This window comes from Rhizobium mesosinicum, assembly GCF_019511345.1.
Lineage (GTDB): Bacteria > Pseudomonadota > Alphaproteobacteria > Rhizobiales > Rhizobiaceae > Rhizobium > Rhizobium mesosinicum.
This window is the reverse complement of sequence record NZ_JAEUAK010000014.1, coordinates 53302-66279: the sequence shown is the minus strand read 5'-3', so window position 1 is coordinate 66279 and position 12978 is coordinate 53302. Positions and strand designations below refer to the sequence as shown.

Annotated in this window: 8 protein-coding genes and 2 pseudogenes; 5 read left to right on the top strand and 5 right to left on the bottom strand. The window is 59.5% G+C overall.

Annotated elements, in window-relative coordinates; genetic code table 11:
- Positions 1-29: 29 nt before the first annotated feature.
- On the bottom strand, positions 30-1415 hold the full coding sequence (locus tag JNB85_RS26900) for an MFS transporter (protein ID WP_220337475.1): 1386 nt from the start codon (positions 1413-1415) through the stop codon (positions 30-32).
- A 29-nt stretch (positions 1416-1444) separates the two neighbouring features.
- The gene (locus tag JNB85_RS26895) at positions 1445-6217 is read right to left on the bottom strand and encodes an NAD-glutamate dehydrogenase (protein ID WP_220337474.1); all 4773 of its coding nucleotides are present in this window, start codon (positions 6215-6217) and stop codon (positions 1445-1447) included.
- A 271-nt stretch (positions 6218-6488) separates the two neighbouring features.
- Between JNB85_RS26895 and pdxY the strand changes: the two genes are divergently transcribed.
- The 3 genes from pdxY (at position 6489) to JNB85_RS26880 (ending at position 9783) form a co-directional block, all read left to right on the top strand.
- A complete protein-coding gene (gene pdxY, locus JNB85_RS26890) occupies positions 6489-7364 on the top strand; it encodes a pyridoxal kinase PdxY (RefSeq protein ID WP_220337473.1) in 876 nt (291 codons plus the stop codon).
- A gap of 60 nt (positions 7365-7424) precedes the next feature.
- A complete protein-coding gene (locus JNB85_RS26885; protein WP_220337472.1) occupies positions 7425-8066 on the top strand; it encodes a carbonic anhydrase in 642 nt (213 codons plus the stop codon).
- A gap of 91 nt (positions 8067-8157) precedes the next feature.
- Complete coding sequence (locus JNB85_RS26880) at positions 8158-9783, top strand: GGDEF domain-containing protein (RefSeq protein ID WP_220337547.1); 1626 nt, start codon at positions 8158-8160, stop codon at positions 9781-9783.
- 54 nt (positions 9784-9837) lie between these two features.
- Here JNB85_RS26880 and JNB85_RS26875 read toward each other — a convergent pair whose 3' ends face one another.
- From JNB85_RS26875 to JNB85_RS26865, 3 genes are all read right to left on the bottom strand, one after another.
- A complete protein-coding gene (locus JNB85_RS26875; protein ID WP_220337471.1) occupies positions 9838-10659 on the bottom strand; it encodes a lytic murein transglycosylase in 822 nt (273 codons plus the stop codon).
- Positions 10660-10828: 169 nt separating this feature from the next.
- A complete protein-coding gene (locus JNB85_RS26870) occupies positions 10829-11863 on the bottom strand; it encodes an aspartate-semialdehyde dehydrogenase (protein WP_220337470.1) in 1035 nt (344 codons plus the stop codon).
- A 112-nt stretch (positions 11864-11975) separates the two neighbouring features.
- Positions 11976-12188 carry a hypothetical protein gene (locus tag JNB85_RS26865; RefSeq protein WP_338050363.1) on the bottom strand — a complete coding sequence of 71 codons (213 nt, stop codon included), beginning with the start codon at positions 12186-12188 and terminating at the stop codon, positions 11976-11978.
- On the opposite strand from JNB85_RS26865, the pseudogene JNB85_RS30840 reads away from it, so the two are divergent.
- Together JNB85_RS30840 and JNB85_RS30835 are read left to right on the top strand one after the other, a co-directional pair.
- A pseudogene (locus JNB85_RS30840) lies at positions 12094-12546 on the top strand (ATP-binding cassette domain-containing protein); the annotation flags it as partial. The gene JNB85_RS26865 and the pseudogene JNB85_RS30840 sit on opposite strands and share 95 nt — an antisense overlap.
- 76 nt (positions 12547-12622) lie before the next feature.
- Positions 12623-12790 (top strand): annotated as a pseudogene (locus JNB85_RS30835) (ABC transporter permease); the annotation flags it as partial.
- Positions 12791-12978 lie beyond the last annotated feature (188 nt).

Here is a 12978-nt window from a genome sequence, read left to right as displayed (position 1 = left end):
GTTCCCCGGCTTTGCGGCCGGGGAGTTTCTCAGGCGCGATCTGCCGGGTAGGGCGTACGGATCAGCAGCATCAGGCCTGTGGCCAGGAACAGGATCAGCGTCGACATGCCGAGATGTGCTGATCCGGTCATATAGGTCACAATCGAAAACAACAGGGTTGCCATAAAGCTCGTGGCGCGGCCCGAGAGCGCATAGATGCCGAAATAGCGGCCGGCTTCTTCCAGGCTGACGCTGCGCGCCAGATAGGAGCGTGATGAAGCTTGCGCTGGTCCGAAGGCAAGCCCGATCAACAGGCCATAGAGGATATAGGCCTTTTCCGCCATCGTGCCGAACAAGCCGCCGCCGTCGGCGGTCGAAAGCGGCATCAGTCCGAACAAGGTGTAACCCGGGCCGGTGGAAATGATCCCGATCGTGGCCAGCAACAGCATGGTCAGGCTGATGATAACGGTAGCCTTGGAGCCGATCCCCCTGTCGACGCGTCCGGCAATCAGGCAGCCGAGGATCGCCACGACATTGAGGATGATCCCGTAGATGCCGATCTCGATCGTTGCCCAGCCAAACATGCCCGCTGCGAAGGCGCCGCCCAGGATCAGCAGGCCGTTGACACCATCCTGATAGATCATGCGGGCGATAAGGAAGGTCAGAATGCCGCGGCGGGTCTTCAATTCGCCGAGCGTATTGCGCAATTCCCTGAGGCCGAAACGCACGGCAAAGCCTAAAGGCAGTCCCTTGCGGGCGTCCGGCGTGAAGAAAAACATCGGCAGGATGAAGATCAGATACCAGACGGCCGAAATCGGACCGGTGACGCGCGCATCCTCGCCCGTATGAGGATCGAGGCCGAAGAGCGGATCGACGCCCAGAATGGTCTTGCCGCTTTCCGGGCTGCCGGCCAGCAGGGCCACGACGGCAATCAGCACGATCATGCCACCGAGATAGCCAAGACCCCAGGCGGTGTTGGAAAGCTTGCCCACCTCATCCTTGCCGACGAGGCGCGGCATCATGGAATCGTTGAATACGATCGAAAACTCCGCCGAGATGGAGGCGAGGATCATGAAGATGACTGGATAGATGATCGGCGAGCCCGGTGCCGCAAACCAGAGGCAGCAGAGGCTGACGATCTTGATCACAGCGAAGAAGGCGATCCAGGGTTTGCGTGCGCCGGACTGGTCGGCAATGGAGCCCAGTATGGGGGACAGGATGGCGATAATGATCGAGGAGATCGTGGCCATGTTGCTCCACATCGTCTGCGCGGAGACGGGATCGGCCGTCAGCCGCGAGACGAAGTAGGGGCCGAAAATGAAGGTGGTAACCACGGTGAAGAAAGGCTGGGCTGCCCAATCGAAAAGCATCCAGCTCCATATGCCCTTCTCCGTGGCTTTCGGCGGCTGCGTTCCTGTCCAGTCAATGCGATTCAAACGTCCGTTCCTTTTTTAGGCGGACTGTGTCACCTCCCCCGGTCGCGCGCAAGATCGGTCAGGATCCCTGCGGCAACAGTGATGCGGGCAAGATTCGGATCGGCGCCATCACTGAGGCTCGCAAGCTCCTCGACGATGCGATTGATGCGCACCCTGTCCTGCGCGTGCCAAGCCTGCACCGGCTGCTTTTCCTTGCCGTGATCCGAAAGCGCGGAGATCACGATATCGCGGCGGGCGCTGGCGATCTGATCGATACTGCGGGCAAGGGCGAGGTTCTCGTAGTGGTCGGAGGTGATGATGCGGTTGCCGGCGGCCAGCAACCGGCCGACGCGGAAAGTTCGGGTGACGGCAAAGTAGTTTTCGGCCGCACGCGGCAGCGCCTCGCCGGTGCGGGCAGCGATCTGCATGATCTCAGGGACGAGAGCGAATGTGGGCAGAGACGCGATCTCGGCAGCCAGTTTTTCCGGCAGACCAGCCTGTTGGTACTCCTGCTGGCGTACGGCGACGTCAGTTCCCGCCTGATCTGCGAATGAAGGTTTCAGTTTTTTCAGCGTCACCTGAAGCTGGCTAACGACCTCGGACATGTCGCCCTTGGTCATGCCGGTTTTCAGCAACAGGCGCGTCAGCACGATGAAGCTGTTGGCGATCTCCTCATAGATGCGATTCTGCGCCTCGCCGGGAACTGTGTTGTCCAAAGCGTCTGTCTCGGTCCACAGCCTGTTGAGATCAAACCCGTCGCGGGCGACGATGGCGGCACGCACGACTTCCGGGGCGGATGCTGCGGTCGCATCCATCATGCTGACGACAAAGCCTGGTCCGCCGCGGTTGATCGCCTCGTTTGCGAGCACTGTTGCGACGATCTCCCGCTTCAGCCGGTGGCTATTGATGTCGGATGCGTTGGACTTCTGCATTTTCGCCGGGAAGTAATCGAAGAGCGTGTCTACGAAATATGGATCGTCGGGCAATTCGCTGACGATCAGCGCATCGAAGAGCACGATCTTGGCATAGGAGAGCAGCACGCCGATCTCAGGGCGCGTCAGAGGCCGACCGGCAGTGTAACGTTCAGACATGGAGGCATCGTCGGGAAGCGTCTCTACCTTGCGGTTCAGCTGTCCAGCCGCCTCCAATACGCTCATGAAGCGGCCGAGTTCCAGGCCGTTTGCCGTTCCTTTGCGGGATGTCAGCGAAATCGCCAGAGACTGCAGGTAGTTGTTGCGCAGGACGAGCGCGGCCACCTCGTCGGTCATGCTGCCGAGAAGCTGGTCGCGCTTGGCGCGAGTGAGGCGCTGTTCATGCATGGCGTTCGCCAGCGCGATCTTGATGTTGACCTCGACGTCAGACGTGTTGACACCGGCAGAGTTGTCAATGGCGTCGGAATTGCTGCGTCCCCCCTTGAGGCCATAGGCGATGCGGCCCTTCTGCGTGACGCCGAGATTGGCCCCCTCGCCGATCACCTTGGCGCGCACTTCGTCGGCCGTGACGCGGATCGGATCGTTGGCGCGGTCGCCAACGTCGGTATCAGTCTCCGACGCTGCCTTGACATAGGTGCCGATGCCGCCGAACCAGAGCAGGTCGACCGGGCTTCTCAGGATCGCCGACATGATTTCGAAAGGTGTGGCGACCGTCTTGTCGATGCCGATGGCGGCGACGGCCTCCGGCGTCAGCGTGACTGATTTTGCAGAGCGCGAGATGATCATGGCGCCTTTCGACAGAACAGACTTGTCGAAATCCTGCCAGCTCGAGCGAGGCAGGTTGAACAGGCGCTGGCGCTCCGTGAGCGTCTTTTCCATATCCGGATCGGGGTCGATGAAGATATCGCGGTGATCGAAGGCGGCGAGCAGTCTGATCTTCGGCGAGAGCAACATGCCGTTGCCGAAGACGTCACCCGACATGTCGCCGACGCCCGCCACTGTGAAGGGCGTCGTCTGGATGTCGATATCCATCTCGCGGAAGTGGCGCTTGACCGTTTCCCAGGCGCCGCGCGCGGTGATACCCATCTTCTTATGGTCGTAGCCGGCAGAGCCGCCCGATGCAAAAGCATCGTCCAGCCAGAAACCCGCTTCCTGGGCGAGCGCGTTGGCGGTGTCGGAGAAGGTTGCCGTGCCCTTGTCGGCGGCGACGACAAAATAGGGATCGTCGCCGTCGAGCCGAACCGTATTATCTGGCGGGATGATGTCGACGCCGGAGATGTTGTCGGTGATCGAAAGCAGCGTGCGGATATAGGTCTTGTAAGCTTCCCTGCCCGCATTGAAGATTTCTTCGCGGCTGCCGCCGGCCGGCAGTTTCTTAGGATAGAAACCACCTTTCGCGCCGACGGGGACGATCACGGCGTTCTTGACCTGCTGAGCCTTCACGAGTCCCAGAACTTCGGTGCGGTAATCTTCGGCGCGGTCCGACCAGCGCAGGCCGCCGCGAGCGACGCGGCCGAAGCGCAGGTGCACGCCTTCCACTTCGACGCCATAGACGAAGATTTCCCGGAAAGGTTTCGGCTCCGGCAGGCCATCCACCAGATGCGGGTCGAGCTTGAAGGCGAGCATCGCCTTCGGCGTTCCATCGGCATTGCGCTGGAAATAATTGGTGCGCAACGTCGCATCGATGATGTTGACGTAGCGGCGCAGGATACGGTCGTCATCTAAGCTCGGCACGTCGGCAAGTTCGGTTTCGATTGCCTGATGCAGTTCGGCGAGCTTCTTGTGCCGCACCTTTTCCGAAAGCTTGGTGTCGAGCGTGTCGTGGAAAAGACGGAAGATCGAAGCGGCGATGGCGGGGTATTTGTCGAGGGTCGTTGCGATATAGTCCTGCGAATAGGCAATACCGGCCTGGCGCAGATAGCGTGCATAGGCGCGCAGGACGTTCACCTCGCGAGCCGACAGGCCGGCCGACAGGATCAGCCGGTTGAAGCTGTCATTGTCGATCGTGCCGCCGAAGGCTGCAACGAACGCCTCTTCGAGGGGCGGACCGTGACGGGAGAGATTGATTTCGGCGCCGCGGGCGTCAAGCTCCATATCGTGCAGCACGACGAGCTTCGTCTGGCCTTCGGCGTCAAGCACCCCGATGTCGAAGGTGCGCTCGCTGACGACGTTGAAGCCGAGATTTTCAAGCAGCGGCACGCGGCGGGAAAGCGCCAGCTGGCCGCCGGCGTGGAAGATCTTCAGCGAGAGGATGCGACCGCTTTCTTCCTGCCGATAGTAGAATTTGATGCGGATCGGTTCGCCGGCGGCGCAAGCGTTGATATCGGCGAGGTCGGCGACCGTCTCCTGCGGCGTAAACGAATCGCGGAATGCATGATCGACAGAAATCTTCGGGGCCTTCGGTCCGGCCAGCGCCTCGAACTGATCGTCCCAGCGTGCCGTGATCTGGCGGATTGCCTCCTCCAGCTTCGCCTGCTGGATGCGCGGCGTCTTACCGCCCGAACGCCCGATGATGAAATGCACCCGCGCCACCCCGCCTTCCGGGAAGGCGGGGTAGTAGGCGGAAACGCGACCGTCGTAGACGGTTTTCAGATAGGCACCGATGCGCTCCCGCACAATCGAATCATATTCCTCGCGCGGCACGAAGACGATGACCGAGACGAACCGGTCGAAATGATCGATGCGCGGCAGTACGCGCACGCGCGGGCGATCGGCGAGGTCGTTGATCTGCTCGGCGAAGGACGCAAGAAGCTGGGTGTCGATCTGGAAAAGATCGTCGCGCGGATAGGATTCCAGAGTGTTGTCGAGCATGCGGCCCGAGTGGCTCATCGGGTCGAAGCCGAAATGCTCCTTCACCTTTTCGATCTTGGACCGCAGCAACGGAATTTCGCTGGCAGAGGAGGTGTAGGCAGTCGAGGTGAACAGGCCGACGATGCGCAGTTCGCCCGTCACATTGCCCTGTGCGTCGAAGCGCTTGACGCCGACATAATCCATGTAAGCGCGGCGATGAACCGTGGATTTCACATTGGCTTTGGTGACGATCAGGAAGTCGGGACCATCAAGGAAGGCGAGAATTTCCGGCGTCGTCGTCACGGCGTCCTTGCCGGTGCGCAGAACAAGAACTTCGGGGTTGGAGAGAATGCCGAGGCCTGTTCCCTTGTCGCGTTCGACCTTGGCATCAGGACCCTTGCCGGAATAGACGTAGTCGCGCATGCCGAGGAAGGTGAAGTTCTCGTCGCGCAGCCAGGTCAGAAAGGCGATCGCCTCGTCGCGGTCGGCCTTCTTGCGGCTGGCGTTATAATTCGAAAGCTCTGAAATCACTTCATCGACGCGGGCAAGCATTGGCTTCCAATCGGAAACGGCAAGCTCTACCTGCTCGAGCACTGACTTGATGCGCTTGATCAGGTCGGCGGCCTGGGAGGGGCTCAGCGGCGAGATATGAAGCTGGATGTGGCTGACCCGCTTTGCCGGATCGCTCGCCACATCAGCGGAATAGAGTTCCGGTATCTTGCCGTCTTCCAGAATCAGGATTGGATGAACTGCCATGGAGATGTCGCGGTGGGTGCTGGTCACCTCACCCATGACGGATTCGTACAGGAAGGGCTTGTTGTGATCCGTCACCGAAAGGATTGAGACTGCGACGCCGCCGGGTGTGACATCGGTGACCGTGTCAATGCTGACGCGCGGGGTCTTGCGGTCCCACATGGCGAGTTCGGCTGCCGAGTGTACGGCCGAAAGCGCAAGCATTTCTGGTGTGTAGAGTTCGAGGTCGTCGCCGCTTGCGCGGCCGAAGAGGATCTCGGGATCGAGATGGGGCTCGCCGGTCGCGGCTGCGATCTTGCGCGCGCTCTCGATCTGCTTTTCCCGTTTCGGATTGTTTCTGACGGCCATGGATCATCCCCCCGATTGTTTTGATGTGGGCAAGTTAGCAGAAGGTTCTTCGAAAAAATCCTTAAAAGAGGGCTGCGAAACGTAGTTTTCGTGCTTTTTTGGCCGTGCTGGCGAGAGATTTTGAAGTTTTTTCGTCAATTTTATGCCAGTGGACGGCAAAATGCCTTGTCCGGATTTCCGACGGCTTACATTTCCACGCTCGCGTGAAGAATGGTTGACAGCGCCTCGTCAAAAAGATCATCAACGGCGGTCAAATTCGGATTCGGATACTATGTCGGAAAACGCAGCAGGCGCAGTCATCGTCATCTCCAGCCATGTCGTGCGCGGGTCGGTGGGAAACCGTGCTGCGGTCTTTGCGCTGGAAACGCTTGGCCATCAGGTCTGGGCGCTGCCGACGATCGTGCTGCCCTGGCATCCGGGTCATGGCCGCTCGACACGGCTTACCTTCGCCGAGGCCGATTTCGAAGCGGCGATCGACGATCTCATCCACGCACCGTCGATCGGCGAGGTCAAAGCCGTCTTGTCGGGCTATTTCGGCAACGCAGCCCAGGCCCGTTCCGTCGCGAAACTCGTGTCGTCGCTGCGCGAAAAGAACCCGGAACTGCTCTATGTCTGCGATCCGGTCATGGGCGATCTCGGCGGCCTTTACGTGCCGGAAGCGACAGCCGAGGCGATCCGCGACCATCTGATACCGCTCGCTTCGCTCGCGACACCGAACCGATACGAACTTGCGTGGCTGTCGGGTGCGGCACTCGATGACAATAACGCGGTCATGGAGGCCGCACTTTCGCTTGGTCCCTCGCGCATGCTGGTCACATCGGCGGTGCCGATGATGGCAGGCGGCACCGGCAATCTCTACCTCTCTGGAAAGCATGCTCTGCTTGCCGAACACCGTGTCGTCGAAAACCCACCAAATGGGCTCGGAGACCTGCTTGCAGCGCTCTTCCTGTCCCGCTTGCTCTCAGGTGTGGAGGATGAAAAGGCGCTGCAGTTGGCGACTGCCAGTGTGTTTGAAGTGCTGGCGCGCGCCGTCAAGCGCGGCAGCAACGAGCTGATGCTGGCAAGCGATGCCTCCAGCCTTTCGACGCCCATGGCAATGGTGCAGATGCGTCACCTCATCCATCCTGCCCAGCGGCGGAAAAAATAGGCTGCGTGCTTTTGCAGCGCAGCAGTTGATCTTGGCTCAAGCCCGCGCTAATCCAGAGGCATGATGAGCTTCCCTAACTACCTGCTGGACGGTTATCGCAACTTCATGAGCGGGCGATATGCCGATGCGCGCGACCGGTATCGGCAACTTGCGGAAAACGGGCAAAGCCCGACGACGCTCGTTATTGCCTGTTGCGATTCGCGTGCGGCTCCCGAACTGATTTTCGACGCAGGGCCGGGCGAACTCTTCGTCATCCGCAACGTCGCCAACATGGTGCCGCCTTATGAACCGGATGGCCATTTCCATTCCACGTCGGCAGCTCTCGAATTCGCCGTGCAGGCGCTGAAGGTCAAGAATATCGTCGTCATGGGTCATGGCCGCTGCGGTGGCATTCGCGCAGCCCTCGATCCCGATGCTGAACCTTTGTCATCAGGCGATTTCATTGGCCGCTGGATGTCGCTCGTTCGCCCTGCCGCCGAACAAATCGGCAGCAACGACGTCATGACGCCGGCTGAACGGCAGACTGCGCTGGAGCGAGTCTCCATCCGAAACTCGATCAACAATCTCAGATCTTTCCCTGACATCAAGGCGCTCGAGGAAGAGGGCAAGCTGGAGCTTCACGGTGCCTGGTTCGATATTTCGACCGGTGAACTCTGGGTGATGGATTCCGAGACGCTTGATTTTACCCGTCCCGAAATCTAGGGATAGACCGCTTTATCGGTTTTTTAAGATATTCCAATAGGCTCCCTTGCGGGCAGTCTATGCGCGTGGATCAATCATGAATTTCGAAGTGGTGAAATTCAAGAATATCAGAAGGGTAGTCCTCGCCGCCGTTCTGCTGCCCTTTGTCTTCATGATTGCCGAAGGGGTAGTGTTGATCCGCTCCTCGCTCACGCAATACCGCGCGCTCGAAAACGACCATCTCTTTGCCGACGTTCTTGCCCGCGGAGGATCGATTGCTGCCAATGAAATTCTGGCGGAACTCGTCGCGGCGCGAACTTACATCAATAATCCCAACGAGATGACCAAGGCTGCCATGATGGAAAGGCGCAGCATACTCGACAGCGAACGCGCGCGTTTCAACGCCAGCCTCCCGCCTGTTGAAACGCTCGATCTCGGTTTGCAGTCACAACTTGCCAATCTCCGCCTCGCTTACAGCCGTATTGTTGCGACACGTTCGGCGGTCGATCGAGGTTATTACGGCAAAGGCGGCAACCCCGTTCATATCTATGGACAGGCCGGATTGAAGCAGCTTGGACTCGTCGAGTCGCTTTCGTCGAGGATCCATGATCCCGTGTTGTTGCGCAAATCCAGTGAGCTGATGAGTATCCTGCTGACCTATTACGGCGAACGGCTGATCGGCAATCTTGGCCAGCGCTATTTCGACCGAGCCGACTTTTCCGCGATGTCGCACGAGCAGCTCGTTCAAGGCGAAACAATGCTCGGCAACGGCATGGATCGCTTGCGTTTTCATTCTTCCTCGCCTGTCGTACGGGAGATCCTTGCTTATAGGTCTCAGCCCGACGAGGTCTGGGCCGATACCTTCACAAAGGCCATGGTTTCCGGTGCGCTGCGGCCGGACAAGGCGATCCGAGACAAATGGATCGGTATCCAGAATAAGCGGCTGGATTTCCTGCAGCAAAAAATTGCCTCCGTCACCGATGATATTCATGTGACCGGACAGAAGCTGTCGATGCGCTCGCATATTCACATGACGGTCGTACTTGCGTTGTCAGCCGGACTGGTGCTGCTCGTTGCCCTTATTGTGGCGCTTGCTGTTCGGGGTATCCGTCTCGTCGCCCGTGTCACTGAAGAGCGTGAACTGCTCATCAACGAGCTGCGCAATGCTGCCCAGACCGATCTTCTGACAGGCCTTTATAATCGCCGTGGCTTCGAGGCTGCCGCTTTAGCGCTTCTGATGCAGGCTGAGTATGGATCACGCTGGATTTCGGTCGTTTTGTTCGATCTCGATCACTTCAAGAAAATCAATGACATATATGGCCATGATGCCGGCGATATCGTCCTGAAGCGCGTAGCCGGCATCGCGCGGGAAAGCTTCCGCTCCTTCGATCTGCTGGTCCGCCACGGCGGCGAGGAGTTCATGGCGCTGCTGCCGGATTCGACACCAGAGGATGCGGCGACCGTTGCGGAACGTGTCCGGTTGGCCATCGAGGCTGCTGACATCGCGCTGCCGAGTGGGGAGCGCCTGCGAATGACGGCAAGCTTCGGCTGTGCGGGGCGCGCAAATGCCGTCAGCAATCGCAATTTCGACGATCTGGTGAAGCGTGCAGACCTAGCGCTCTATGCGGCGAAGGCTTCGGGACGCAATTGCGTCGTAGCAGGGCCGATTGTTCCTTCCGCGGCATCGCAGGAAGAGCGCCGCAAGACTGCCGGCGGAACCCACGATTTCCGCAAATGAAAAACGCCGCATTCGCACGCGGCGCTCGTGTTCATTTTCCTGTTGAACGTTTCTTCAATTGCCGTCGATCTGCTGACCGATATAAGCGATTGCCTGCTGATAGACCGCTGCGGCATTCCAGCCCTGGATGGCGACGAAGTTCGGCTCACCCGGCTGGTAACCGGCGCCGGCACGCCAGCCGTGGCCCTTGAGGAAATTGGCAGTCGAGGCCAGCGCGTCAGCGCGGGATCCGACCATATCGATGCGGCCGTCGCCGTCGCCGTCAGCGCCGTAGCGAACCACATTGCGCGGCAGGAATTGCGTCTGGCCGATTTCACCATGGGCAGCGCCTCGGGCCTGCGGGCTGAGATAGCCTTCCGAAACGAGCTGCAAGGCTGCGTAAAGCTGGTCGGTGAAATATTCCGAACGGCGGCAGTCATAGGCAAGGGTAGAGACAGCGGACATGGTATGCTGATTGCCCATATAGCTGCCGAAGCCGGTCTCCATGCCCCAGATGGCGATCAGCGGACCGGCGGGCACGCCGAAGCGCCGCTCGATCGAGGCGAAGAGAGCCTGATTGGCGGCTTTCATCGAACGCCCGCGGGAAATGACGGCGGCACCGCCGCGCTTCTTCATGAAAGCGTCGAAAGACAGCTTGAAGCTCTTTTGGCCGCGGTCGGCTGAAATCGTCGGCCTGTTATAGCTGACATTGGCGAAGGCGCGGTTGAGGACCGACTGGCTCACACCATTGGCTGCTGCCGTCTGCTTGAAATCGGCCACCCAGTCCTCGAAGCCGGCACTGGTATTGCCGCATTGTCCCCCTTGCGCGAACGCAGGTGCTGAATTGAGGACGCCCATTGCCGCGGCGGCCGCCAGAATCAATTTTATCATGCGCATTGAGAAACCCCGCTCTCGATCTGCATAGCTTTTAAGGCGGGCAGGAGAATGCCAGCCACCGGCGATTTTGTCACGATCACCTTTTAGCGAGCGCTTATACGACGGTGTCTGCCCGAAAAAGCCCCGCTCGTCGAGCAGGGCTTTAGCCTATTATGGTTTACAAATGGTATTAGGCTGCCTGCTTGCGCGGCTTGACAAGGCCACGATTGATGAGCAGCTCGGCAATCTGAATGGCGTTAAGAGCAGCACCCTTGCGCAGGTTATCGGAGACGACCCACAGGTTGAGGCCATTCTCGACGGTCGCATCTTCGCGGATGCGCGAGATATAGGTCGCGTCTTCGCCGGCAGATTCATAAGGCGTGATGTAACCGCCGTTCTCGTGCTTGTCGATGACGAGGCAACCTGGTGCTTCCCGCAGGATATCGCGCGCCTGATCGGCGGTGATCTCGTTTTCGAACTCGATATTGACCGATTCCGAATGACCGATGAAGACGGGAACGCGCACTGCAGTGCAGGTCACCTTGATCTTTGGATCCAGCATCTTCTTCGTTTCGGCCAGAACCTTCCATTCCTCCTTTGTGTAGCCGTCTTCCATGAAGACGTCGATGTGCGGAATGACGTTGAAGGCGATGCGCTTGGTGAACTTCTTGTTCTCGATCGGATCGGCAACGAAGACGGCGCGCGTCTGGTTGAAGAGTTCGTCCATGCCTTCTTTGCCGGCGCCGGAAACCGACTGATAGGTCGAGACGACGACGCGCTTGATCTTGGCGAAGTCATGCAGCGGCTTCAGCGCGACGACGAGCTGGGCGGTCGAGCAGTTCGGATTGGCAATGATGTTGCGCTTGGTGAAGAGCGAAATCGCGTCCGGATTCACTTCCGGAACGATCAGCGGCACATCGGCGTCGTAGCGCCAGGCCGAGGAATTATCGATGACGACGCAGCCCTGCTGGCCGATCTTCGGGGAGACGCGCTTGGAAACCTCGCCGCCGGCCGACATGAGGCAGATATCGGTGTCGGAGAAATCGTAATTCTCCAGGTTCGAGACCTTCAGCGTCCGATCGCCGTAGGAAACCTCGGTGCCCTGGGAGCGGGCGGAGGCAAGTGCGACGACTTCATCGGCCGGGAAACCGCGCTCGGAGAGAATGTTGAGCATTTCTCGCCCGACATTTCCGGTCGCACCCGCAACTGCAACTTTGAAACCCATTTCTCAAGCTCTCTTTCTCTTCTCTCCTCTTGATCCGGTGAGGGGGAAGCGCGACATCATCGCGACCTCCTGTCCCCGGCCGGGCCGGGGAGAGAGCGGCAGGCCAGAGACGTCAGACGGTTTTCGTCGTCGTTTTGGCCTTGGTTTTGGAAGAAACCGAAACGGCAAAATCCAGCCCGGCAATTCCTGCCAGGTGATTGCGCTCAGCAATGGCATGCTCGTGGCGAACCATGGATATTCCTTTTCCGTCGTTGCTCATAAAAGGTTTTCCACAGGAGTCAAGGTGTTTGCGTGCGCGACGAGAAGAGGGGGAAGGGTACCGCAACGCTGCGGCGTTTCGTCATCCCTCTGCCATCGGATTGGAGCGGGTTGGCGAAGGCCCCGTCCGTTGGAGTGGCGAAGATATTGCCGCACTCTCTGAAGGTCGCCGTGACCGCTTCCGCGCCGCCAATATCGGACTGGTCATGCAGGAGTTTCATCTCCTTTCTTGGGCTTTCGGCGGTCGAAAACGTGCTGTTGCCCGTGCTGCCACATCGGCGGTCATCGAACGTGCCCATAATCTCCTCGAGATCGCTGGCGTCGGCCGTGCCTGGCAGAAGGTCGAGACCATGTCACGCGATAAAATGCAGCGCGTGGCGATCGCTCCGGCGCTGTTGCGCAGGCGCGGCGTCATGGTCGCCGACGAACCGACTGCCAGCCTCGATGCGGAAAGCGGCGATGCCGTCGGTGATCTGCTGCTCGATCTTGCCGCGACCGAAGGCACGAGCACGCATTCTTTCCGGCTTCTTCTCGCAAAGCAGCGGCGCCAAGTTGCCCATCGGCTTCGCATCCGAAGACGGAACGCTTGCGATCATATTTCTCGTCCTCGCTGCCCTGCCGGCGGTGCTCGCCTACCGGCAGTCTCCGGCCCAGGCTTTGCGGGCATGATGATTGCGGCGTGCCGTGCCTGCTCCGCCATGGCAGGAGCCATGCTGCGACAATTCGCGCGCAAAATTAGACTAAAGTCATAATCCCAAAGCATCCCTCTTTCTGACGCGTCTTTTCTGTCAAACTCTTGTCAGGCGTGTCGCGGCCAGGGATGTGCTTCGAGGAGAGTAGGCCGCGACCGTTGCTCA

Coding starts and splice junctions, on each gene's coding strand:
- JNB85_RS26895 (WP_220337474.1), bottom strand. CDS start 6,217: ATGGCCGTCAGAAACAATCCGAAACGGGAAAAGCAGATCGAGAGCGCG.
- pdxY (WP_220337473.1), top strand. CDS start 6,489: ATGTCGGAAAACGCAGCAGGCGCAGTCATCGTCATCTCCAGCCATGTC.
- JNB85_RS26885 (WP_220337472.1), top strand. CDS start 7,425: ATGATGAGCTTCCCTAACTACCTGCTGGACGGTTATCGCAACTTCATG.
- JNB85_RS26870 (WP_220337470.1), bottom strand. CDS start 11,863: ATGGGTTTCAAAGTTGCAGTTGCGGGTGCGACCGGAAATGTCGGGCGA.
- JNB85_RS26875 (WP_220337471.1), bottom strand. CDS start 10,659: ATGCGCATGATAAAATTGATTCTGGCGGCCGCCGCGGCAATGGGCGTC.